The organism is Citrobacter sp. MGH100, assembly GCF_001034465.1.
GTDB lineage: Bacteria > Pseudomonadota > Gammaproteobacteria > Enterobacterales > Enterobacteriaceae > Citrobacter > Citrobacter youngae.
Window position 1 is genome coordinate 682953 of record NZ_KQ089801.1, and the last position, 23785, is coordinate 706737.

Consider the following 23785-nt stretch of genomic DNA (forward strand, 5'->3'; position numbering starts at 1 on the left):
AAATTATTGATCGTTTATATAGATCGATAATTTGATTACAATAGCTAAAATCTATCGCAAAGCAATCATCGATCGGTACAAGCAATTTTACTAAAGCGGGTCATTCATCGAAAATGTTCAAAAATACATCACCTTAAATCAGGCCATGGAGTCATGATGGATAATAAAACGATTAGCTGCCCCTTCTGCTTTACACAAAGCCCGCACGGCGTGCGGATTTGCAAAGGCTGCCATGCAAAAGTGGCCTATGGTGAAAGTCCGCTCAGTGTGGCATTCCTTTTTCAATTCGTGGCATTAGCTCTCGCCTGGTTAGTATTTTCATTGACTGGCAGCACTCCTGTCTCAGTCATTACGTTTTTTGCCAGCGTCATTATTCTTATCTGCATTATTAAACAGAAATATGCAGACAGAGTTGTTTTTATACGGTGATATTAATTTCATACCACCGCAAACATAAAAAATTAATATGAGAGAACTTATGAACAGATTCATGATTTCTGTGTTTTTTATTTCTTCTTTACTTATTTCTGGCTGTTCAACATCAGGCAACCAGCATCTAAAAAAAGAAACATCACAAAGTCTGCTGTCGAAAATCATCAAAAATAAAACAACGAAATCAGAAATCATTACCGCATTCGGTCAGCCCGAAACCAAAACTACACTTGATAGTGGCAATGAAGAATGGACTTACTCGATGGACAACAATCAGTTTGATGCCACCACATTCATTCCCGTGATTGGACTGCTGACAGGGGGTTCACAGACGCAGGCCAAAACGCTGGAAATCGAATTTAAAGGCGAAACGGTCAGCAATTGGACGTTCTCTGAAAACAACAGCAAGATGAAAACCGGTCTTATTCAATAACGTACTCTACAGTCTGGGATTATTTTATGAAAACATATGCATTTACCACACTCATTGCGTCCATTTTTTTGCTGAGTGGCTGTACCGGTGAACCGTCTGAGCAGGATATTTACACTGCGATGAATAAGGTCGTGGAGCAGACGAATGCCATCGTTAAATCCATAGCAGGTAAAGATGTCCCGAAAGACGCACTGCGGGAATTAAAATCTGTCAAAAAGCATGACTGCGTGAAAGTATCGGATAAAAGCTATAAATGCAATGTAACAGCTGTTGTCGATAACGAAAAACGCACAGCGGCTGTCACGCTGGTCAAAACGGATGATGGCTGGCAGGTCGTTGATAAGTAAACCCACCTTAAAGCCATCACGACAGGCGGGACGCCAACTGGGTGGCTCCTGCCTTTTTAATACTCGATTATGACCTGCCGGAAACGCCAGCTCCATTTCTCTCCACCATTCAGCATCCCATTCCTTGTACACGCTGCTGCCGCTATCAAAGTCTTTTCCTGATCACTGAGCCTGGCGGAGTATAAGCCAGAGAGCCTGCAATGCGTTTCTTTTCATACTGAGCCAGCAAATCAGCATAAATATGCTCTGCTTCGTCCAGATTGCCTGAAATATAATTCACAAGTGAATTCAGGCAATGCAGCAATGTATTGCTGTTTGCAAGCTTCCTGAGCAGAGTTGTGTTCAGGGTTGAAACGACTCCTGTAAACATCTGCATAATATTATCAACGTGATAACATGAATTGCGATACTGCGCCCGTGAATAAAAATACTTCAGATGATACCCGGCGAAGAGAACATAAAGTTTTTTGTAAAAGACATTGTTATTAACGCTGTTGTGATGATGGGTTATAAATTTATCAACAACATGTATAAACTTTTCCTCCTGAGATAAAACATCAATAGCACTCATAATTTTCTCCATTTTTTGTTTTTATAATTAAGTACTATCATCTTCAAAAATAAAATCAATAGTAATTTAAAAATATTTTTATAAAACAATATTTATTCTATTCTCACTTAAAACAGCTTTCACTGTGGAGATATTGAGTCCTCCAGATTGCATTACTATTTCATATTTCAATTATCTGAGTCATTTCCATATTTCAGATAAAAAAACCACAGGAATTTTTTTGAGAGCGTGCTACGCACTGGCTTACGCCCCGACTACCGATAAATGTTAATTATTTTTACCAAACCGGTGAAAACCATAATTTTGTTTCCCTGGCAGCGCCGCTGAGTGCCCACAGCACTCACTCGCTGAAGCAGAAAGGGTTTTTCCGAAGGGTCCCGGCGTGAGCCGTACTCAGCAAATGGGCAAATCATGTATCTGTGTTCGCTTTCCCGATCAACTCAGCCTCCTGATTTTTTGCGCGAAGCGTATTTGTAATGACAGTTAACCTCAGGTCTATGAACTCGTGCGCGAAGCGTATTTATACTTACAGAAAATACTGTAGTAATGTTCTGAAGCCCAATGGCGCAACACACAGTTGCGCAGGCTTCACTTAAGAAATGATATTATGTAAGAAAAACAATAATAAAAGTGTTTTCATCAGGTACACCAAGGCCTTGAGTATCGTTCTAATGCAAAACTGTGGTTTCTTATTTCTTTATCACTCTTTTATCTTGCAGAACACAATTGAAAATTAACCAATAAAATCAAATAATTAAACAAACCCTGCCGTTATTAATTTCAGAACCAAAAATCATTAATTACATAACAGGTGATGGTGAAATTTAGCACCCCTTGTTTTAAATTTGATAACCAACCATCTCACACTAAATAACAACCGTAAAATCTCAAAAGTAAATACAATTAAATAATGCTACCAATCAAGTTGACAAATAAATTAAATGTGCCATATATGTAATCACAACAATAAAAAAGGAGCCATCATGTCAATCACAAGCGTTGTATTAACTAAAGAACAAAAGTCCATTATTGCAGAAGCATTAGAGGTTATGCCCGAAGATCTGGAAGAAATAAAGATTAAAGCAAATAGCTATAAAAAAACGTCATTCAGAGACGATTTCTCAATGATATTCAAAGGCAATATGGCCACACTCGCCAGGATGGATTTGACGCCCACAGCGTTTAGAATTGTGCTTTATCTCTTCTCAGTAATTGATTATGGAAATATTATCCCTGATTTTTCACAGTCACGTATAGCCAAAGATCTTGGGCTGAATAAATCAAATGTCTCACGCGCATTCAAAGAGTTATTTGAGAGAAAAATACTTATTCGTGACGCCATAGATAACCAAGTATACCTTAATTCAAACTTGTGTGTTAAAGGAATCCCTCGTCGTTTCAATGAAGATCTGATGGATAAATTTAGAAAGTCCAGACTGGAGACAGAAGACTTTGCCAATTCGTTTAACTTTTATCGTGCAGGGAGTAAAACAAAGCCGGTTAAAAACCCCAAAAGAAGATATCCTACAGACGGCATTCCATTTGATTAAAATAATAAATAATGCTGTTGAACAATTTATACTTCCGCAAATGACTATTTCCCAACATAAATTCAATTTTATATTGGGAATGAAATTAATCATAAAATATCATTAAGTATATGACGTTCTTGTTCAATTTCACATGATTTAACCATCCCACTTAGTACACTAACAAAAACGTCATTCCATTTCTGGCGCTCTCTCGAAGCATGCCAGTTCTCAAACAACACTTTCTCAAGAGAGATCCAAATAACTTCTGCGCGAGAGGTATTTAATAGCTCCTTGAATACTTCGTCAGATACAGTAAGGGCATGAGAATAAATTTTATTATCAATAGTCCAGAAAGGCTCTGGCTTGGTAAAATCAGCCAAAGAAGCAAAAGCCAACCCACGGACCTGTGCTGCTTCCATTGTGCTGTTCACTTTATGATTATCCCGCCAGGTTTTTAAATCACCCAACAGATAATTTACGCGTTGATTTCTTGCTTTGCTATCTTCAGCTTGGTATTGGATATAAGCAGGGCCATTACCAGTCTGGCGATAACGAGCCAATGTTTTGACACTTACACCAAGGTAAAGGGCCGAAACTTCAGCACTCAGGGTTGCATCATCTGGCATACTACCAAATAGCCGCCATACTTCAGCATATTCTCTTAAAGTATCGATTGCACTCATTCCCTGTCCCCCTAATTTGTTGGCAATGGTTGATATTTCGCCGAAGCCAAAAGTGTATTATACAACTCAGGTACTGTCATCAGCATATGAAGCTCAATCCGTTGAAGTGCCTCAAAAACTCGCTCGTTATCAGGCTCAGCATATCTTTCAGTAGGGTCCGTGGTATTACGGTGGTTAAGCAATCTTTTCACCACTGCATACGAAGTTAGTTCTTCTGCAACACGGCCAAAAGTTCTTCGCAGATCGTGCATTCCCAGCTTCATTATTCCAGCTTCCTGACAGATATACTCGCGCAAGCTTTTACTGTCAGAATAATGTCCAACCTTGCTTCGTGATGAACGAGCCGGAAAAACCCATTTGCGTTTATCTGCCCGTATTTCGGTATCGTTGACGATATCTCGTCGGTCTTCCAGAATTCGCTTTGTAGCATCACAGATTGGAAGCTCATGGTCGTTACGATTTTTCGTGTCGTAAAAGCGAATAACCCGGTTTTCGAGATCGACATAGCTTGTCGTTCTGACTTCCTCTTCTGTCAGGGCCTCTCGCCAGCACAGTGTTGCTGTCTCTTCTTTCCTGGCTCCTGTCAAAATGGTCAGCAACAGATAATCACAACCCAAACGATTAAAACCTCTCTTATTGTGTAATGCAGCTAGAAACCGTCCCAAAGTATCTTTGGGGGACAATGGATTTCGTACGCCCTTGGCACGATAGCTATCTTCCAGCTCAGATCGTGTTCTGAACTTCTTCTGTACCTTTAAAATTGAAAAAGGATTATAGGACAACGAAGGTTGTCGTTGCTGGGTCTGAGCATTCCCAGCTTCAATCTCGATTGCGTGTTTTACAGCAACATTGGCCCACCTAAAAGTCTGTTCTGCTGCTGTTCTGGCTCTTGAAGCAATCTCGTCAAACTTTCGAAGGATTTCATTACCAGTAAGATCCTTGATTCGAAGGTTTTGCCATTCTTTCAACCGATTCTCAGCTTTGTCTAACACATTGAGAGTGTTTGGTTTAGCAGGTTTGGTTCTGCCAAGTAAGTGACTCCTGTATTGGGCAAAAGCTTCACTCACGGTCAATTCAGCCAGATCGAGTTCCCTTTTAATCTTGTTGGGATTTCTCTTTGTTGCAATCATTGTCTGAACCAACTGCCGAGCTGCCTCACGGGCTTGATCGATACTCGGAAAATCGGACACATTCCCAACCTTTACTTTCAAGACAGAGCTTGGCTTCTTACCCTCACTGACATTACGATCTGAAGAGGCTACTCTTCGCTGGATTACATAGGTTTTTTTCGTCAAACTGACCTTCACACCGAAGCCAACGGGTGAATCTCGATGATCGTCAAAAACTATGTAAGGTTTTTGGTCAGGGTTGGCTTCGAAAACGACTTTTCCAGAGCTACTGAGCTCAGGCTTAACATTAATACTTAACTTGTTGATAATAAAAGCCTGATTGAGAGTTGTTTTCAAAGTATCACCACCATTTGTAACCCAAAGAAGGAGTACAACCAATCTATCACGCTTTGGGCTACAAGTGAGCTACAAATTTATGGGTTTATGTGGGTTTAAAGGGGTTTTACCTGGGGCCATATGAGCACTTGAAAGAATTAAAAAATGAGTAAAATCAATATGAATGAAGACATTGATAAGGACTTCTCTAGCCATACCCCCATGATGCAGCAGTATCTCAAGCTGAAGGCTCAGCACCCGGAGATCCTGCTGTTTTACCGCATGGGCGACTTTTACGAACTGTTTTATGACGACGCGAAACGTGCGTCGCAGTTGCTCGATATCTCGCTGACCAAACGTGGCGCATCGGCAGGCGAGCCAATCCCGATGGCGGGCATTCCCCACCATGCGGTGGAAAACTACCTCGCTAAGCTGGTCAATCAGGGGGAATCTGTCGCTATTTGCGAGCAGATTGGCGATCCAGCAACCAGCAAAGGGCCGGTTGAACGCAAAGTGGTACGCATCGTCACACCGGGCACCATCAGCGATGAAGCACTTTTACAGGAACGTCAGGACAACCTGCTGGCCGCCGTCTGGCAGGACAGTAAAGGCTTTGGCTACGCCACACTGGACATCAGCTCCGGGCGTTTTCGCGTCAGTGAACCCGCAGACCGTGAGACGATGGCTGCGGAACTACAGCGCACCAATCCTGCCGAATTGCTGTATGCCGAGGATTTCGCAGAAACGTCGCTGATCGAAGGCCGTCGCGGCCTGCGTCGTCGTCCGCTGTGGGAGTTTGAAATTGATACCGCCCGCCAGCAGTTAAACCTGCAGTTTGGCACACGGGATCTGATCGGCTTTGGTGTGGAAAACGCGCCGCGTGGATTATGCGCTGCCGGCTGCCTGCTGCAATATGTAAAAGATACCCAGCGCACCTCACTGCCACATATTCGCTCCATCACCATGGAACGCCAGCAGGACAGCATCATTATGGATGCCGCCACGCGCCGCAATCTGGAAATTACCCAGAACCTGGCCGGTGGCGTAGAAAACACGCTGGCATCGGTGCTCGATTGCACCGTGACGCCAATGGGTAGCCGTATGCTCAAACGCTGGCTGCATATGCCAGTCCGCGATACGCAGATACTGATCGAGCGCCAGCAGACCATCGGCGCGCTGCAGGATTCCACCAGCGAATTGCAACCCGTACTACGTCAGGTGGGCGATCTGGAACGTATTCTGGCACGTCTGGCACTGCGTACCGCGCGCCCACGCGATCTGGCGCGGATGCGTCACGCCTTCCAGCAATTACCGGAACTGCGCGCTCAACTGGAAAACGTAAACAGCGCTCCCGTACAGATGCTGCGCGAGAAAATGGGCGAGTTCACGGAACTGCGTGAACTGCTGGAGCGTGCCGTGGTTGATGCCCCGCCCGTGCTGGTACGCGACGGTGGCGTTATCGCACCGGGCTATAACGAAGAGCTGGACGAATGGCGAGCGCTGGCTGATGGCGCAACCGATTATCTGGACAGACTGGAGATCCGCGAGCGCGAGCGCACCGGCCTGGACACATTGAAAGTTGGATTTAACGCCGTCCACGGTTACTACATTCAGATCAGTCGTGGACAGAGTCATCTGGCACCGATTAACTACGTACGCCGTCAGACGCTGAAAAATGCCGAGCGCTACATTATTCCTGAGCTGAAAGAGTACGAAGACAAAGTTCTGACCTCAAAAGGCAAAGCGCTGGCACTGGAAAAACAGCTGTATGACGAGCTGTTCGACATGCTGTTGCCGCATCTGGCTGATTTACAGCAGAGCGCCAGCGCACTGGCAGAGCTTGACGTGCTGGTCAACCTGGCCGAACGCGCTTATACCCTGAACTACACCTGCCCGACATTCAGCGATAAGCCCGGTATCCGTATTGCAGAGGGTCGCCATCCGGTGGTGGAACAGGTGCTGAGTGAGCCGTTTATCGCCAACCCACTTAACCTTTCCCCGCAGCGGCGGATGCTGATTATCACCGGGCCAAATATGGGCGGTAAAAGCACCTATATGCGCCAGACCGCGCTGATTGCGTTGCTGGCCTACATCGGTAGCTATGTGCCGGCACAAAAGGTAGAAATAGGTCCAATCGACCGTATCTTTACCCGTGTGGGCGCAGCGGATGACCTCGCATCCGGTCGTTCAACCTTCATGGTAGAAATGACCGAAACGGCCAATATTCTGCATAACGCCACTGAGAACAGCCTGGTGCTGATGGATGAGATTGGGCGCGGGACCTCAACCTATGACGGTTTATCTCTGGCCTGGGCTTGTGCTGAAAATCTGGCGAATAAAATCAAAGCACTCACGCTGTTTGCTACCCACTACTTCGAACTGACTCAGTTACCGGAAAAAATGGAAGGCGTAGCGAACGTACATCTGGATGCGTTAGAGCATGGCGATACCATCGCCTTTATGCACAGCGTACAGGATGGCGCGGCGAGTAAGAGCTATGGTCTGGCGGTCGCGGCACTGGCTGGCGTTCCGAAAGAGGTTATCAAACGCGCACGGCAAAAACTGCGCGAGCTGGAAAGCATTGCGCCAAACGTTGCCGCGACCCAGGTCGATGGTACACAGATGTCGCTGCTTTCAGTGCCTGAAGAAACCTCGCCCGCCGTTGAAGCGCTGGAAAACCTCGACCCGGATTCGCTAACACCGCGCCAGGCGCTGGAGTGGATCTACCGGTTGAAGAGTCTGGTGTAGTATGAAAGTGCCCGATGGCGCTTTGCTTATCGGGCCTACGGCAACGCGAGAATGGGTGCGAGAGGCCGAAACCAAGCCATCAAGACGCGGGGTTTCCCCCGCGTTGTTGCTACTTCTTCGGTTCGTAAGCGAGAACAGCTTTAAACTCCATACCACGTTCTTTAATACTTAACTCGCACAACGAATCTCGCACCATTAACGTGAATCCCAGCGCCGTGAAACACAGCACTACAATTGCCACAAGGGCATATTTTGTCAGCATGTCTTGCCTCCCTGCAAAGAAGAGACTAACATCCAAATGGTCTAGGTTTGAACGCTAGCCTCAGGTTGATAGAACTATCTCCTGGGGCTTTTGTCTTTCCGGGACCTTACAAATGCTCAAAGCCCAGAAAGCCTCAAGCACCCGCAGCTATTCTATTGCAGAAGTCATCTCTTCGAACAAATTAAGCCATTTGCTACGAGCCTGCTCGCAAAATAACAAGCCCCGGATATTCCGAGGCTTAATATTGGTGTGTCCTTCCCGATGGCGCTATGCTTATCGGGCCTACAAAATACCGCTATATGTAGGTCGGGTAAGGCGAAGCCGCATCCGGCGTGTTGATTAGCGCTTATCTTCTGCCAGCAGCGGTGGAATACTCGGCACCATCGGTGCGTCATCAATATCCTTCTGCGTCATGCGAAACGCCTGCGGGTAGTGCTCACGGCTGGTACGCCGTAGCGGTTCGGTATCGCGCCAGGTGTACAGACAATGCTGACACTGATAAACCGTCCAGACACCTTTTACCGGCGAGACCGCCATCAATTCTATGTGTTCATCAGCACAACGTGGACAAATCATCTGCATCTCCTTATTTACGGTTGGCCAGCATGGCGGTCAGCTTTTCAGCCCAGGCTTTCGTTTCCGGTAAATCACATACCGGCTGGCTGTAATGGCCACGGTTATCCGGGGCAACCGGGGTAGTGGCATCAATAATCAGCTTGTCAGTAATACCTGCCGGGCTGGAGCCTGGGTCCAGTTCCAGTACCGACATATTCGGCAACTGCACCAGATCGCCCGCCGGGTTAACCTTCGACGACAGCGCCCACATCACCTGCGGTAAGTTGAACGGATCAACATCCTCATCAACCATAATCACCATCTTCACATAGCCCAGACCATGCGGCGTCGTCATCGCCCGCAGCCCCACCGCACGGGCAAAGCCGCCGTAGCGTTTTTTGGTGGAGATAATCGCCAGCAAACCGTGGGTATACATGGCGTTAACCGCCTGCACTTCAGGGAATTCTGCTTTCAGTTGCTGGTACAACGGCACACAAGTCGCCGGGCCCATCAGGTAATCGATCTCCGTCCACGGCATGCCGAGATAGAGTGATTCAAAAATCGGCTTCGTACGGTAAGACACTTTATCAATGCGCACCACGGTCATGTTGCGCCCGCCAGAGTAGTGACCGGTAAATTCGCCAAATGGCCCTTCTATTTCACGTTTGCGGCTTTCGATGACCCCTTCAAGGATCACCTCAGAGCCCCACGGTACGTCAAAACCAGTGAGCGGTGCGGTGGCGATCGGGTACGGGCTTTCACGCAGTGCCCCCGCCATTTCGTATTCAGACTGATCGTACTTCAGCGGCGTCGCCCCCATCAGAGTGATGATCGGATCGTTGCCAAGGGTGATGGCAATTGGCAGATCCTCGCCGCGCTCTTCCGCCTTATGCAGGTGCAGCGCGATATCGTGCATCGGCACCGGTTGCAGGCCCAGCTTACGCTTGCCTTTTACTTCCATACGGTAAATACCGACGTTCTGCTTACCGAAATTGTCGACATCCAGCGGATCGCGCGAAACCACGCAGGCTTTATCAAGGTAGAAACCACCGTCACCATCGTTCAGACGAAACAACGGCAGAATATCAAACAGGTTAATATCGTCGCCGTCGACGCTGTTTTCCGCCCACGCCGGATTGGCGCGACGTTCTGGTGCAACCGGAAATTTATCCCAGCGGCGAATAAATTCATCGATCTGTTTTTTCACCGGCGTATTCGGTGGCAAACCCAACGAGATTGCGTGGTTCTGCCAGGAGCCGATAGTGTTCATCGCCACACGGGCATCGGTAAATCCACGAATGTTGTCAAACCACAGCGCAGGCGCGCTGTCACCAATACGCCCGGTGGCATTGGCAGCAGCCGCTAAATCCGGTTCAGCGTTCACTTCTTCACTGATTTTCAGCAATTGTCCCTGGTCGTCCAGCGCTTGCAAAAAACTGCGCAAATCATCAAATGCCATTACTCATTCTCCTGTGAAAAATTCTGCGCCTGCCGTAATCCCTGCCAGCGACGGGCGTTTGGGTGTTCCAGACCAAACTGATCGAGAACGCGAGCGACAATGTGCTGCGTAATGTCATCGACCGTTTGCGGATGGTTATAAAACGCGGGCATCGGCGGAACCATTGCGACGCCCATACGGGAAAGTGCGAGCATATTTTCCAGATGAATGGTGCTCAGCGGCATTTCACGCGGAACCAGCACCAGCTTGCGCCCTTCTTTTAGCACCACATCAGCAGCACGCCCCACCAGCCCGTCCGCATACCCAGCCCGAATACCGGCCAGCGTTTTCATGCTACAGGGGATAACAACCATGCCGTCGGTCCGAAACGACCCGGAGGAAATACTCGCCGCCTGGTCCGCCGGATGGTGGCAGTAGTCCGCCAGCGCAGACACATCGTGAACGCGGTACGGCGTTTCCAGCTCAATCGTCGTTTTCGCCCACTTCGATAACACCAGATGAGTTTCCACATCCGGCATTTGTCGCAGCGCCTGTAGCAGCGCCACACCAAGCGGCGCTCCTGTTGCCCCGGTCATTCCTACGATGAGTCTCATTCAACCCCTCAATATTGTTCGTGTACGAACATTTTACTTAACATACTCCCACAACCGACTCCGGGCAAGGACACCTGGCACAGATAGCTAAAGTCGCGCTTGTTAAAAAATCACGCGTTACCCGCTATGATAGAGACCGATCGTTTGCCCGGAGTTCCCATGGAGTTACGAAATACCGCGTTTCACTTACTACGTCAGCTTTTTCAAAAGCATACGGCTCGCTGGCAGCATGCATTACCGGAACTGACCAAACCTCAGTACGCAGTGATGCGGGCCATCGCTGAACAGCCCGGCATTGAGCAGGTTACCCTGACCGAGGCTGCAGTCTGTACCAAGGCGACGCTTGCGGAAATGCTGAGCCGGATGGAAAAACGCAATCTGGTCAGGCGTGAGCACGACCCGGCGGATAAGCGTCGACGGTTTGTTTATTTGACCGCGCAAGGAGAAGCGTTACTGGCCAGCGCAACCCCGTTGGGAGATAGCGTGGATGATGAGTTTCTGGGCCGACTTAGCGGGGAAGAGCGCGAACAGTTTACGCAGTTGGTGCGTAAGATGATGAACTGATTTGCCGGATGGCGACGTAAACGTCTTATCCGGCCCACAAAGCCCTGCTCTCCGTAGAGCCTGATAAACGCAGTGCCATCAGGCAACAAACAAAGAAAAAGGCCAGCCTCACCGAGACTGGCCTTTCTTGATAGAACTTGTGCTTACTCGCGGAACAGCGCTTCGATATTCAGCCCCTGTGTCTGCAGGATTTCACGCAGACGACGCAGGCCTTCAACCTGAATCTGACGAACACGTTCACGGGTCAGGCCAATTTCACGGCCCACATCTTCCAGTGTCGCAGCTTCGTACCCCAGCAGACCAAAACGACGTGCCAGCACCTCACGCTGTTTGGCGTTCAGTTCGAACAGCCATTTGACGATGCTCTGTTTCATATCATCGTCTTGCGTGGTGTCTTCCGGACCGTTTTCCTTTTCGTCGGCCAGAATATCCAGCAACGCTTTTTCGGAATCGCCACCCAGCGGGGTGTCTACCGAAGTAATGCGCTCGTTGAGTCGGAGCATACGGCTGACGTCATCAACCGGTTTATCCAGTTGTTCCGCAATCTCTTCTGCGCTCGGTTCGTGGTCCAGTTTATGCGACAACTCACGCGCGGTACGCAGATAGACGTTCAGCTCTTTTACAATGTGAATCGGCAGTCGGATCGTACGGGTTTGATTCATAATCGCCCGTTCGATCGTCTGGCGGATCCACCAGGTTGCGTATGTTGAGAAGCGGAACCCGCGCTCAGGGTCAAACTTCTCGACGGCACGGATAAGCCCCAGATTGCCCTCTTCAATCAGGTCCAGCAATGCCAGACCACGATTGCCATAACGACGAGCAATTTTCACCACCAGACGCAGGTTACTTTCAATCATGCGGCGGCGAGAAGCGACATCTCCACGCAGTGCGCGACGCGCAAAATAAACTTCTTCTTCGGCTGTTAACAGTGGCGAATAACCAATCTCACCAAGGTAAAGCTGAGTCGCGTCCAACACACGCTGTGTGGCCCCCTGCGATAACAGCTCTTCTTCAGCCAGGTCGTTATCACTGGGTTCCTCTTCACTCAAGGCTTTCTCATCAAAAGCCTCTACTCCGTTCTCATCAAATTCCGCATCTTCATTTAAATCATGAACTTTCAGCGTATTCTGACTCATAAGGTGGCTCCTACCCGTGATCCCTAACGGAACTAGCACGTGAAAGCCTGGTTCCGCCGAATTATCGCTGCGGTAAATAGCGCAGCGGGTTTACGGATTTCCCCTTGTAACGAATTTCAAAATGCAAGCGTGTAGAACTGGTTCCGGTGCTACCCATGGTAGCTATCTTCTGCCCCGCCTTGATTTCTTGTTGTTCCCGAACCAGCATTGTATCGTTATGGGCGTAGGCACTCAGGTAATCATCGTTGTGTTTGATGATAATAAGATTACCGTAACCACGCAGCGCATTACCGGCATATACGACGCGTCCATCTGCGGTCGCGACAATAGCCTGTCCTTTGCTGCCTGCAATGTCGATCCCTTTATTGCCACCTTCGGTAGCTGCGAAGTTTTCGATCACTTTGCCGTCAGTCGGCCAGCGCCAGGTAGAAATCGGCGAACTGGTAGAAGTTGAGCTTGCAGTCGATTCGGTTGCACTAACTGCCGGAGCCGTTACAGGCGCTGTGACGACGGTCCCAGCAGGCTTGTTGTTCGGCAACATTTTGTTAGCACTTTGTTCACCTGAATCCTCAGAATACGTAATTGTTGGTTTCGAAGCAACAGCAACGGTGGAATTTTGTGCAGGGTTGGTCACAACTCCTTGCTGTGCTGCATCCGCCTGGGTGATGGCATTACCACCGGTAATCGGTGCGCCCGACGCGTTGCCCACTTGCAGAGTTTGTCCGACATTCAGGCCATACGGGGCCGGAACGTTATTGCGTTGTGCGAGGTCACGGAAATCGTTCCCGGTAATCCAGGCAATATAGAAAAGCGTGTCGCCTTTCTTAACAGTATAGGTACTGCCACCCGTATAGCTACCTTTCGGAATATTCCCATACTGACGATTGTACACAATCCGCCCGTTTTCCATCTGGACAGGCTGTTCTGCAACCGGCTGAACCTGTGTTGGCTGAGTCGCCGGGCGTTGCACCGGTTGAATCTGTGGCGTTTGTTGTACTGTCGCCGTTGATCCCATTTTTGGTGGAGGCGTGATCAGCATGCCGGAGCTGGTGTTCGATGATGCATTGCCGCCAACAGAGCTGACCGGTGCTGGTGGATTCGAAGTGTTTGAACAACCTGCCAGCCATAACGAAACCAGTGACAATGCCGCCATGCGGCGAACGGTAAATTTGTGGCTTCCCGCGCTCATTTATCCCCCAGGAAAATTTGGTTAATACCCAGTGACGTAATCACCGTGCAAGGCATCGGACTGGACACTGGAAAATGTGACCACGATACGCTTACTAATTCCAGAATATCCAGGAAAACTCCAGGTATTCAGCAGCGTTAGCTACGCCAGCTCCCCTTTGACTAAGGGAACAAAGCGTACGGCCTCCACGGTGTCGATAATAAATTCGCCTCCCCGACGACGCACCCGTTTCAAAAACTGGTGCTCATCGCCCACGGGCAAGACGAGAATGCCGCCTTCATCCAACTGCATCATCAATGCCGTTGGGATCTCCGGCGGTGCTGCCGTCACAATGATAGCGTCAAACGGAGCTCGCGCCTGCCAGCCTTGCCATCCATCACCATGACGGGTCGAAACATTATGTAAATCAAGCTGTTTCAGGCGACGACGCGCCTGCCATTGCAAACCTTTAATGCGCTCAACAGAGCACACGTGCTGCACCAGATGCGCCAGGATCGCCGTCTGGTAGCCAGAGCCGGTACCAATTTCCAGCACCCGAGACTGCGGTGTTAGCTCCAGCAGCTCGGTCATGCGAGCCACCATATAGGGCTGTGAGATGGTCTGCCCCTGGCCAATCGGCAGGGCGATATTATCCCAGGCCTTATGTTCAAACGCCTCATCAACGAACTTTTCACGCGGCACGGCGGCGAGCGCATCCAGGACATGCTCATCTCTGATGCCCTGCGCACGTAATTGTTCAAGAAGAGTGTGTACGCGTCTGCTTACCATTGCGTGTCGGCTCCCACGCTGTCTAACCAGTCAGAAACCACCTCATGCGCGCCATATGCGGTTAAATCGACATGCAGCGGCGTGATGGAAACATAACCTTCATCAACGGCAGCAAAATCCGTATCCGGACCGGCATCGCATTTTTCGCCCGGTGGTCCTATCCAGTACAGCGTATTGCCTCGGGGGTCCTGCTGTGGAATCACCTGATCCGCCGGATGGCGGCTGCCGCAGCGGGTAACGCGAATACCTTTGATCTGATCCAGGGGTAAATCCGGCACGTTGATATTCAGAATGCGACCGGTGCGCAGCGGTTCGCGGCTTAACGCGCGTAAAATTCGGCAGGTTACTGCGGCAGCAGTATCGTAGTGTTTATGCCCATCGAGTGAGACCGCCAGCGCAGGGAACCCCAGATGACGACCTTCCATCGCCGCCGCCACGGTACCGGAATAGATAACATCATCGCCGAGATTAGGACCTGCGTTAATACCAGACACGACAATGTCCGGACGCGGACGCATTAATGCGTTCACGCCCAGATAGACGCAGTCGGTGGGTGTCCCCATTTGTACGGCGATATCACCGTTATCATAGGTGAACGTGCGAAGTGAGGATTCCAGCGTCAGCGAGTTGGACGCGCCACTGCGGTTACGATCCGGGGCAACCACCTGTACGTCAGCAAACTCACGCAGCGCTTTCGCCAGCGTTTGTATACCGGGTGCGTGGACCCCATCATCGTTACTCAGCAATATACGCATAATCACCCATTGTGTTAATAAGTTCCCTTACAACACTGGTGGCGAAGCTACCTGCCGGTAGCCAGAAGCGCAACTCAACGGTTACGTCATCCCACCAGTTCCAGCTTAATTGTTGTGGATACAGCAACATAGCGCGTCGCGACGCGTCGACTTTCTCGCGCAATAACAGAGACTGTAGCGCGGTTTCATCAGCAATAGCGGCTTCTTCAAACGCCAGCGCATCGCGCTGAGTTCCCCACTCACCGCTGCCCGGCAATGCCGCTGTTATCATCAATTCTTTCTCATCGACGCGACGCTGTAATTCAGTTTGTTCTTCCTGTGTGGCGACAAACCAGCTTCCGCGTCCCGACAATTGTAGCGCATCGCCGTCAACAACTTGATTAAAGTCTGTTTTTTTCAGGCGTTCACTGACTATCTGATTAAACAACGCGCTACGGGCCGCCGACAACCAAAAACTGCGTTTATTGCGATCGCGCACCGGCGCATCGCTTTGCGCCCAGCGCAACGCCCCTTGCAGGTTGCTGCCGCCGATACCAAAACGCTGAGCGCCGAAATAGTTCGGTACGCCGCGCTCGCTAATCGCCTGTAAACGCGCTTCAACATCATCACGCTCGCTCACTTCACGCAACACCAGCGTAAATTCATTGCCTTTCAGCGCCCCTAAACGCAGCTTACGCTTGTGGCGCGCGTACTCCAGCACTTTACAGCCTTCAAGCTCAAATTTGCTTAAATCAGGCATCGCATTGCCCGGCACACGCGCACACAGCCACTGTTCCGTGACCGCATGCTTGTCTTTCTGGCCAGCAAAGCTCACTTCGCGGGCATGAATTTTCAGGAATTTCGCCAGCGCGTCAGCCACAAAACGGGTGTTACAACCGTTTTTCAGGATACGCACCAAAATGTGCTCGCCTTCGCCATCGGGTTCGAAGCCTAAATCTTCGACGACGACAAAGTCTTCCGGATTCGCTTTCAGAACGCCATGGCCTTGTGGTTTGCCATGGAGATAGGTCAGATCTTCAAACGCAGTCATTTCGTTGCCTTAATGAGTAACGCCACCGCTTCACAGGCAATCCCTTCCCCACGCCCGGTAAAACCGAGTTTTTCCGTGGTGGTCGCTTTCACGTTAACATCATCCATATGGCAGCCGAGGTCTTCGGCAATAAACACACGCATTTGTGGAATGTGCGGCAGCATCTTCGGCGCCTGGGCAATAATTGTCACATCCACATTACCAAGCGTATAGCCTTTGGCCTGAATACGCCGCCAGGCTTCACGCAATAATTCACGACTATCTGCACCTTTAAAGGCCGGGTCGGTATCAGGGAAGAGTTTACCGATATCCCCCAGCGCAGCCGCACCCAGCAGAGCATCGGTTAGCGCGTGTAACGCTACATCACCATCAGAATGCGCCAGCAAACCTTTTTCATACGGAATGCGCACACCACCAATGATAATTGGGCCAACGCCGCCAAAAGCGTGTACGTCGAAACCGTGTCCAATTCGCATTATGTCTTCTCCTGGTATACACAACATCCTGCAGGCTGCCTCGTTGCAGCGTGAAGGATGAGGTGTCTAGATAGTTCGGGTCAGATAAAATTCCGCCAGCGCCAGATCTTCCGGGCGGGTGACTTTAATGTTGTCAGCGCGTCCTTCGACCAGCAGCGGATGAAAGCCGCAATATTCCAGAGCCGAAGCCTCATCGGTAATGGTTGCGCCTTCGTTGAGCGCTCGCGTCAGGCAGTCGTGCAACAGCTCGCGTGGGAAAAACTGCGGCGTCAACGCGTGCCATAAATCGGTGCGTTCGACCGTATGAGCAATCTCGGTCTTACCAGGCTCGGCACGTTTCATTGTGTCGCGTACGGGAGCCGCCAGGATACCGCCGATACGGCTGGCTTCACTTATTGCCAGTAAGCGGGCTAAATCATCCTGATGCAGACATGGCCGTGCGGCATCATGCACCAGTACCCACTGAGCCTCCCCTGCTGCTTGCAAACCGGCAAGGACAGAATCAGCACGCTCGTTGCCGCCATCCACTACGGTAATTTGCGGGTGCGCAGCAAGTGGAAGTTGGGCAAAGCGACTGTCGCCTGGGCTGATAGCGATGACTACTCGCGTCACCCGGGGATGAGCCAGCAGCGCATCCACCGAGTGTTCAAGAATGGTTTTATTGCCAATAGAGAGATACTGCTTAGGACACTCTGTTTGCATTCGGCGGCCAAACCCGGCAGCCGGCACCACGGCGCAAACGTCCAATAAAGTGGCTGCCATGTTAAATCCCTGGACGGTTTATCGATTGTTTTGCCCTGTAGTCTGAGCGCGTTTAGACGCGTCAGGCACCAGACGATAAAAGGTTTCGCCCGGCTTAGTCATACTGAGTTCGTTGCGCGCACGCTCCTCAATAGCCTCTTGTCCGCCATTGAGATCGTCAATTTCAGCAAAGAGCTGATCGTTACGCGCTTTAAGTTTCGCGTTTGTAGCTTGCTGCGCAGCAACATCATCGTTGACGCGACTATAGTCATGTATGCCGTTCTTACCGAACCACAGCGAATACTGCAGCCAGACTAATAAAGCCAGCAACAGCAGCGTTAGTTTACCCATCCTGCCCCCTGAAAAACGGCATTTACATCCCATAACTTCCGCAGACAACTTTACATCAACGGTCGGGAATGCCGCGACAACGCGGGCAAATGTACCACATTTGCCCGTTGTTACGTATACCCCGTGTAAGGAGAACATAATCTCATTGTTGGTTACGGTTTGAATTAGAGCTGCCGGTATGCGGCACCACTCACCATGAAAAAAGGGAAGTGAACCTAGCCCAGCAGCCACAGGAACAATGCGCCAAACATCGACCCGACCACCAGCAGGGTAAACGTAACGCTTAGCAGCAGCCGTCCCTGCATAAGCGAATGCAGGGCAATACCCGCCACAATGGCGACGGGCAGCAACGCGAGGAAAAAGGGCCAGGTATAAATGAAAAAAAACAGTGTATTAGGGCCATACATCAGACACGGGAATCCCAGCGCCAACAACCACGCAATAAAACCGACCACGGCCCCCGGTAGTGACCAGGTGGTTTCGTCGTCGGCAGCGAAGGTATCTGACTCTGTAATAGTAATGTTATGGCTGTTACGCATATCTAATCCTGTGACCGTGACTGACCGGGCATGTGAGCTCGGGTGTCTCAGGATCTGATAATATCTTCCTGCCTCAGCAGGTCTAATAATTGGGGTACCAAATTTGTTACCAATTGTTCACCATCAAGATGAATTTCTGGCGATTCAGGCGCTTCGTATACCGAGTCAATGCCAGTAAAATTGCGCAACTCACCCGCCCGCGCTTTTTTATACAGCCCTTTTGGATCACGTGATTCACAGGTCGCCAGCGGCGTATCGACAAACACCTCTATAAAACGCCCTTCGCCAACCCGCTCACGAACCATTTTGCGCTCGGCGCGATGCGGTGAAATAAAGGCGGTCAACACCACAAGGCCCGCATCCACCATCAGGTTAGCCACCTCACCAACCCGACGAATATTCTCCTTACGATCGGCATCGCTAAATCCAAGATCGCTACACAGACCGTGGCGCACGTTATCGCCATCCAGCAGATAAGTGCTAACCCCCAGCTTGTGCAACGCTTCTTCCAGCGCTCCCGCTACCGTGGATTTACCCGAACCAGAGAGTCCGGTGAACCACAGCACAACACCACGATGCCCGTGGTGTTGCTCCCGCTGTTGCGGCGTAACAGGATGGGCATGCCAGACGACGTTTTCGTCATGCAGCGCCATTATTTTCCTCCCAGCAGATCGCGCGCACCCCAGTGTGGGAAATGGCGGCGCACCAGCGCATTAAGCTCCAGCTCAAACGCGCTGAACTGGGATGTCGTGGCCTGCTCCTGGACGATCGGCTCGCGTACCAGTCCAGCCCCGACGGTAACGTTAGTCAGACGGTCAATGATAATCAGGCCGCCCGTGACCGGATTATGCTGATAGGTATCCAGCACCAGCGGTTCATCAAAGGTCAGATTAACCAGGCCGATGCCGTTTAGCGGCAGCGCTTCAACGTCACGTTGGGTAAGGTTGTTAATATCGACCTGATACTCCACGCTATCAACACGCGCACGCGTCTTCTTGCCCGCCACTTTGATGTCATAGCTCTGCCCTGGCGACAACGGTTGTTCCGCCATCCACACCACATCAACGGCAGCGCTTTGTACCGCCGGCAACGCTTCACCGGCATCAAGTAACAGGTCGCCACGGCTGATATCGATCTCATCTTTCAGCACCAGGGTAATGGCTTCACCCGCGTGCGCTTCCTGCAAGTCGCCATCGAAGGTCACGATCCGCGCTACGCTGGACTCAACGCCGGACGGTAGCACTTTGACGCGCTGTCCCACCTTCACACTACCGGAGGCCAACGTTCCGGCATAACCACGAAAATCAAGATTTGGGCGGTTCACATACTGCACCGGGAATCGCATCGGCTGAGTATCGACAACGCGCTGGATTTCAACAGTTTCAAGCACTTCCAGCAGCGTCGGGCCGCTGTACCACGGCATGCTGAAACTTTGCGACGCCACGTTGTCACCTTCCAGTGCTGAAAGCGGTACAAAACGGATATCCAGGTTGCCCGGCAACTGCTCTGCAAAGGTCAGATAATCTTCACGAATCCGGTTAAATGTCTCTTCGCTAAAATCCACCAGATCCATTTTGTTGATCGCAACGATCAGATGTTTTATTCCCAACAGCGTGGAGATAAAGCTGTGACGACGCGTCTGATCCAGCACGCCTTTACGTGCATCGATCAGCAGGATCGCCAGATCGCAGGTCGACGCACCGGTTGCCATATTGCGGGTGTACTGCTCATGGCCGGGGGTATCCGCAATGATAAATTTACGCTTCTCGGTAGAGAAATAACGGTAAGCCACGTCGATGGTGATGCCCTGCTCGCGCTCGGCCTGCAAGCCATCAACCAACAGCGCCAGATCGAGCTTTTCGCCCTGGGTGCCGTGACGTTTGCTGTCGTTGTGCAGCGATGAAAGCTGATCTTCATAAATCTGACGCGTGTCGTGCAGCAGGCGACCAATCAGGGTACTTTTCCCGTCATCCACGCTACCGCAGGTTAAAAAGCGCAGCAGACTTTTGTGTTGCTGGGCAACCATCCAGGCTTCAACGCCGCCTTCATTAGCAATTTGTTGTGCAAGTGTCGTATTCATGGCGGCTCCTTAGAAATACCCCTGACGTTTCTTCAGCTCCATGGAGCCCGCCTGGTCGCGGTCAATCACGCGCCCCTGACGTTCACTGGTGGTTGAGACCAGCATCTCTTCGATAATTTCCGGCAGCGTCTGCGCGGCCGACTCCACCGCGCCAGTGAGCGGCCAGCAGCCGAGCGTGCGGAAACGCACCATGCGTTTTTTAATCACTTCACCGGGTTGCAGATCGATTCTGTCGTCATCAATCATCATCAACATGCCATCGCGCTCAAGCACCGGACGCTCTGCAGCAAGGTACAGCGGAACAATGTCGATGTTCTCCAGCCAGATGTACTGCCAGATATCCTGTTCCGTCCAGTTAGAGAGCGGGAATACGCGAATGCTTTCGCCTTTGTTAATCTGGCCGTTGTAGTTATGCCACAGCTCCGGACGCTGGTTTTTCGGGTCCCAGCGATGAAAACGATCGCGGAAGGAATAGATGCGCTCTTTCGCGCGCGATTTCTCTTCATCACGGCGTGCGCCACCGAATGCTGCGTCAAAACCGTATTTGTTCAGCGCCTGCTTCAACCCCTCGGTTTTCATAATGTCGGTATGCTTGGCGCTACCATGGACAAACGGGTTGATGCCCATCGCCACCCCTTCCGGGTTTTTATGCACCAGAAGTTCGCAGCCGTAGGCTTTTGCCGTACGGTCGCGAAATTCGTACATCTCGCTGAATTTCCAGCCGGTATCAACGTGTAGCAGAGGAAACGGCAGTGAACCAGGATAAAACGCTTTGCGCGCCAGATGCAGCATTACGCTGGAATCCTTGCCGATGGAATACATCATCACCGGATTCGAAAACTCGGCGGCCACCTCACGAATGATATGGATGCTCTCCGCTTCCAGTTGCCGCAGGTGGGTAAGTCGTTTTTGATCCATAACCGTTCCTATGTATTGCCGTTATTTTGCTAACGAAGTTCAGATAACCTGACTATAGGGAGGGCAAGAGAGCGAATGAAATTACGAATTGGAATGAGTAGTTCCTCAAAGGAATAACGATTTGGAAAAGCAAAGTTCAAAAAGTGCTTAAGCCGCCGGATTTCGGGCATTTAGGAGCAAATGAAATTGTTTTACCTCGATCACAGTTTCATACTAGCGGCTGAAAATTTCTGCTTGGTATTTAAGGACTCATTATGTTTTCCGCAACGCGCCACCTTATTGCTGCCATGGCGCTCGGCGCGTGTTTTATCCTTCCTGCACAGGCAACATCCTCCAGACCTGGAGATATCGCAAATACTCAGGCCCGATATATCGCAACATTCTTCCCTGGCCGCGTGACGGGCTCTCCGGCAGAAATGCTATCTGCTGATTATTTACGTCAGCAATTTCAGCAGATGGGCTATCGCAGTGATATTCGAACGTTTAATAGCCGTTATGTTTATACCGCCAAAGACAACCGTAAGAACTGGCATAACGTTACGGGCAGCACCATCATTGCAGCGCATGAAGGCAAAGCGCCGCAGCAGATTATTATCATGGCGCACCTCGACACTTACGCCGCGCTGAGCGATGCCGATTCCGATGCTAATCTGGGCGGATTAACCTTACAGGGCATCGACGATAACGCCGCAGGTTTGGGTGTCATGCTGGAATTGGCTGAAAAACTTAAAAATGTGCCGACACAGTACGGCATTCGGTTTATCGCCACCAGCGGCGAGGAAGAAGGCAAACTCGGCGCAGAAAATATCCTCAAGCGCATGAGTGCGGCTGAGAAGAAAAATACGCTGCTGGTTATCAACCTCGATAACCTGATCGTCGGGGATAAGCTCTACTTCAATAGTGGGAAAAGAACCCCGGAAGCCGTACGAAAACTGACGCGCGACCGGGCGCTGGCAATTGCACACAGCCGCGGTATCGTCGCCAGTACCAACCCGGGCCTGAACAAAGACTATCCGAAAGGAACCGGATGTTGTAACGATGCCGAGGTCTTCGACAAAGCGGGAATCGCCGTGCTCTCGGTAGAAGCAACCAACTGGAACCTGGGTAAAAAAGACGGCTATCAGCAACGCGCTAAAACCGCCTCTTTCCCCGCAGGTAACAGCTGGCACGACGTGCGTCTGGACAACCAGCAGCATATTGATAAAGCGCTTCCAGGCCGGATTGAACATCGCAGCCGCGACGTCGTACGCATCATGCTGCCGCTGGTAAAAGAACTGGCGAAAGCAGGTAAATCCTGAAGAAGAAGCCCGGTAATATGTAAACGTTACCGGGCTTTTAGCCGTTACCCTTCGTGCAGCCCGCACTCTCTTTTCAGCCCAAAGAACCGCGTCTCTTCTTCCGCCATCCCCGGCTCCCATTTGCGGGTGGTATGGGTATCGCCGACTGACAGATAGCCTTGATCCCACAGTGGATGATACTTCAGACCGTGTTTTTGCAGATACTGGTATACCGTACGGTTGTCCCAGTCGATAATCGGCAGCACTTTAAATACGCCACGCTGAATAGCCAATACCGGTAAATGTGCACGGCTACCGGACTGTTCGCGGCGCAGACCCGCAAACCAGGTTTGTACATTCAGTTCTTTCAGCGCCCGGTTCATGGGTTCGACTTTGTTGATGTCATTGTATTTCTCAATGCCTTCGACGCCCTGTTCCCACAGCTTACCGTAGCGTGCCTCCTGCCAGGCGGCGCTCTCTTTCGCGCGATAAACCTGGAGATTCAGCTTGAGTTTGTCCGTTAACTCGTCAATAAACTGGTAGGTTTCCGGGAACAGATAACCGGTATCGGTCAGGATCACCGGGATATCCGGGCGAACCTGGTTCACCAGATGCAGGCTGACCGCCGCCTGAATACCGAAGCTTGATGACAGAACATATTCGCCGGGCAGGTTTTCCAGCGCCCACGCCACACGATCCTCGGCACTCAGTTTTTCCAGTTCGGCGTTGGTTTCTGCCAGTGCTAATACGCGTTCGACTTTCGGCAGTTCATTCAGCGTGTTTAGATCGAGTTTGGACATAAGTTCCTCGCTGTATGCCTTGCCTGATGGCGCTGCGCTTATCAGGCCTACCGTCTGCGTAGGCCTGATAAGGCATTTATGCCGCCATCCGGCAATTCATG

At 50.6% G+C, this 23785-nt stretch carries 27 protein-coding genes; 7 read left to right on the forward strand and 20 right to left on the reverse strand.

Annotated features, from left to right (window positions below):
- Positions 1 to 156: 156 nt before the first annotated feature.
- Genes SK32_RS14835 through SK32_RS14845 form a run of 3 tightly spaced genes read left to right on the forward strand, consistent with a single transcriptional unit; the run spans position 157 to position 1212 of the window.
- Entirely contained in the window at positions 157 to 429 is a 273-nt protein-coding gene (locus tag SK32_RS14835; RefSeq protein WP_032186627.1) for a hypothetical protein, read from the forward strand.
- Between the two features lie 49 nt (positions 430 to 478).
- A complete protein-coding gene (locus SK32_RS14840) occupies positions 479 to 865 on the forward strand; it encodes a hypothetical protein (RefSeq protein ID WP_023294354.1) in 387 nt (128 codons plus the stop codon).
- Between the two features lie 26 nt (positions 866 to 891).
- Positions 892 to 1212, forward strand: a complete 321-nt coding sequence (locus SK32_RS14845; protein ID WP_016239768.1) for a hypothetical protein — start codon at positions 892 to 894, stop codon at positions 1210 to 1212.
- Between the two features lie 145 nt (positions 1213 to 1357).
- On the opposite strand, the gene SK32_RS14850 is transcribed toward SK32_RS14845, so the two are convergent.
- Complete coding sequence (locus SK32_RS14850) at positions 1358 to 1783, reverse strand: hypothetical protein (RefSeq protein ID WP_004114857.1); 426 nt, start codon at positions 1781 to 1783, stop codon at positions 1358 to 1360.
- Between the two features lie 983 nt (positions 1784 to 2766).
- Between SK32_RS14850 and SK32_RS14855 the strand changes: the two genes are divergently transcribed.
- Positions 2767 to 3333 carry a helix-turn-helix domain-containing protein gene (locus tag SK32_RS14855; protein ID WP_016239675.1) on the forward strand — a complete coding sequence of 189 codons (567 nt, stop codon included), beginning with the start codon at positions 2767 to 2769 and terminating at the stop codon, positions 3331 to 3333.
- Between the two features lie 89 nt (positions 3334 to 3422).
- Here SK32_RS14855 and SK32_RS14860 read toward each other — a convergent pair whose 3' ends face one another.
- Positions 3423 to 3998 carry a hypothetical protein gene (locus tag SK32_RS14860; protein WP_004114867.1) on the reverse strand — a complete coding sequence of 192 codons (576 nt, stop codon included), beginning with the start codon at positions 3996 to 3998 and terminating at the stop codon, positions 3423 to 3425.
- 11 nt (positions 3999 to 4009) lie between these two features.
- Positions 4010 to 5464 carry a tyrosine-type recombinase/integrase gene (locus SK32_RS14865; RefSeq protein WP_001530776.1) on the reverse strand — a complete coding sequence of 485 codons (1455 nt, stop codon included), beginning with the start codon at positions 5462 to 5464 and terminating at the stop codon, positions 4010 to 4012.
- 159 nt (positions 5465 to 5623) lie between these two features.
- Here SK32_RS14865 and mutS point away from each other — a divergent pair, with 159 nt between their 5' ends.
- The gene (gene mutS / locus SK32_RS14870; protein ID WP_156182773.1) at positions 5624 to 8191 is read left to right on the forward strand and encodes a DNA mismatch repair protein MutS; all 2568 of its coding nucleotides are present in this window, start codon (positions 5624 to 5626) and stop codon (positions 8189 to 8191) included.
- Between the two features lie 109 nt (positions 8192 to 8300).
- Here the strand turns inward: mutS and SK32_RS24910 are convergent, their stop codons facing one another.
- The 4 genes from SK32_RS24910 to SK32_RS14890 all read right to left on the reverse strand — a co-directional run bounded on the left by SK32_RS24910 (position 8301) and on the right by SK32_RS14890 (position 11060).
- Positions 8301 to 8453 (reverse strand): Hok/Gef family protein, encoded by a 153-nt coding sequence (locus SK32_RS24910; RefSeq protein WP_003034202.1) that lies wholly within the window; start codon positions 8451 to 8453, stop codon positions 8301 to 8303.
- A 339-nt stretch (positions 8454 to 8792) separates the two neighbouring features.
- Complete coding sequence (locus SK32_RS14880; RefSeq protein WP_048213051.1) at positions 8793 to 9029, reverse strand: non-oxidative hydroxyarylic acid decarboxylases subunit D; 237 nt, start codon at positions 9027 to 9029, stop codon at positions 8793 to 8795.
- 10 nt (positions 9030 to 9039) lie between these two features.
- Entirely contained in the window at positions 9040 to 10467 is a 1428-nt protein-coding gene (locus tag SK32_RS14885; RefSeq protein WP_048213052.1) for a non-oxidative hydroxyarylic acid decarboxylases subunit C, read from the reverse strand.
- Positions 10467 to 11060 carry a non-oxidative hydroxyarylic acid decarboxylases subunit B gene (locus SK32_RS14890; protein WP_048213053.1) on the reverse strand — a complete coding sequence of 198 codons (594 nt, stop codon included), beginning with the start codon at positions 11058 to 11060 and terminating at the stop codon, positions 10467 to 10469. Before SK32_RS14890 ends, SK32_RS14885 begins: the two co-directional genes overlap by 1 nt.
- Before the next feature lie 159 nt (positions 11061 to 11219).
- Between SK32_RS14890 and SK32_RS14895 the strand changes: the two genes are divergently transcribed.
- On the forward strand, positions 11220 to 11624 hold the full coding sequence (locus SK32_RS14895; RefSeq protein WP_048213054.1) for a MarR family winged helix-turn-helix transcriptional regulator: 405 nt from the start codon (positions 11220 to 11222) through the stop codon (positions 11622 to 11624).
- A 143-nt stretch (positions 11625 to 11767) separates the two neighbouring features.
- Here SK32_RS14895 and rpoS read toward each other — a convergent pair whose 3' ends face one another.
- From rpoS to cysD, 12 genes are all read right to left on the reverse strand, one after another.
- Positions 11768 to 12760 (reverse strand): RNA polymerase sigma factor RpoS, encoded by a 993-nt coding sequence (gene rpoS / locus SK32_RS14900; protein ID WP_000081498.1) that lies wholly within the window; start codon positions 12758 to 12760, stop codon positions 11768 to 11770.
- Between the two features lie 61 nt (positions 12761 to 12821).
- Positions 12822 to 13904, reverse strand: coding sequence for a murein hydrolase activator NlpD (nlpD, locus tag SK32_RS14905; protein WP_306308092.1), 1083 nt, complete (start codon positions 13902 to 13904; stop codon positions 12822 to 12824).
- Positions 13905 to 14090: 186 nt separating this feature from the next.
- A complete protein-coding gene (locus SK32_RS14910) occupies positions 14091 to 14717 on the reverse strand; it encodes a protein-L-isoaspartate O-methyltransferase (RefSeq protein ID WP_048213056.1) in 627 nt (208 codons plus the stop codon).
- A complete protein-coding gene (surE, locus tag SK32_RS14915) occupies positions 14711 to 15472 on the reverse strand; it encodes a 5'/3'-nucleotidase SurE (RefSeq protein ID WP_003825728.1) in 762 nt (253 codons plus the stop codon). The genes SK32_RS14910 and surE overlap by 7 nt, the downstream gene beginning before the upstream one ends.
- Complete coding sequence (truD, locus tag SK32_RS14920; protein WP_048213057.1) at positions 15453 to 16502, reverse strand: tRNA pseudouridine(13) synthase TruD; 1050 nt, start codon at positions 16500 to 16502, stop codon at positions 15453 to 15455. The genes surE and truD overlap by 20 nt, the downstream gene beginning before the upstream one ends.
- Positions 16499 to 16978 carry a 2-C-methyl-D-erythritol 2,4-cyclodiphosphate synthase gene (gene ispF, locus SK32_RS14925; RefSeq protein WP_003034167.1) on the reverse strand — a complete coding sequence of 160 codons (480 nt, stop codon included), beginning with the start codon at positions 16976 to 16978 and terminating at the stop codon, positions 16499 to 16501. The genes truD and ispF overlap by 4 nt, the downstream gene beginning before the upstream one ends.
- 66 nt (positions 16979 to 17044) lie before the next feature.
- Positions 17045 to 17740 carry a 2-C-methyl-D-erythritol 4-phosphate cytidylyltransferase gene (ispD, locus tag SK32_RS14930; protein WP_048213058.1) on the reverse strand — a complete coding sequence of 232 codons (696 nt, stop codon included), beginning with the start codon at positions 17738 to 17740 and terminating at the stop codon, positions 17045 to 17047.
- A gap of 18 nt (positions 17741 to 17758) precedes the next feature.
- On the reverse strand, positions 17759 to 18070 hold the full coding sequence (gene ftsB, locus SK32_RS14935) for a cell division protein FtsB (RefSeq protein ID WP_048213059.1): 312 nt from the start codon (positions 18068 to 18070) through the stop codon (positions 17759 to 17761).
- A 215-nt stretch (positions 18071 to 18285) separates the two neighbouring features.
- Positions 18286 to 18609, reverse strand: coding sequence for a DUF3561 family protein (locus tag SK32_RS14940; RefSeq protein WP_048213060.1), 324 nt, complete (start codon positions 18607 to 18609; stop codon positions 18286 to 18288).
- 47 nt (positions 18610 to 18656) lie between these two features.
- On the reverse strand, positions 18657 to 19262 hold the full coding sequence (cysC, locus tag SK32_RS14945; protein WP_048213061.1) for an adenylyl-sulfate kinase: 606 nt from the start codon (positions 19260 to 19262) through the stop codon (positions 18657 to 18659).
- Entirely contained in the window at positions 19262 to 20689 is a 1428-nt protein-coding gene (gene cysN, locus SK32_RS14950; protein WP_048213062.1) for a sulfate adenylyltransferase subunit CysN, read from the reverse strand. The genes cysC and cysN overlap by 1 nt, the downstream gene beginning before the upstream one ends.
- A gap of 9 nt (positions 20690 to 20698) precedes the next feature.
- Entirely contained in the window at positions 20699 to 21607 is a 909-nt protein-coding gene (gene cysD / locus SK32_RS14955) for a sulfate adenylyltransferase subunit CysD (RefSeq protein ID WP_048213063.1), read from the reverse strand.
- Positions 21608 to 21861: 254 nt separating this feature from the next.
- On the opposite strand from cysD, the gene SK32_RS14960 reads away from it, so the two are divergent.
- Complete coding sequence (locus SK32_RS14960) at positions 21862 to 22905, forward strand: aminopeptidase (RefSeq protein ID WP_048213064.1); 1044 nt, start codon at positions 21862 to 21864, stop codon at positions 22903 to 22905.
- 44 nt (positions 22906 to 22949) lie between these two features.
- On the opposite strand, the gene cysH is transcribed toward SK32_RS14960, so the two are convergent.
- Positions 22950 to 23684 carry a phosphoadenosine phosphosulfate reductase gene (gene cysH, locus SK32_RS14965; protein WP_048213065.1) on the reverse strand — a complete coding sequence of 245 codons (735 nt, stop codon included), beginning with the start codon at positions 23682 to 23684 and terminating at the stop codon, positions 22950 to 22952.
- Positions 23685 to 23785 lie beyond the last annotated feature (101 nt).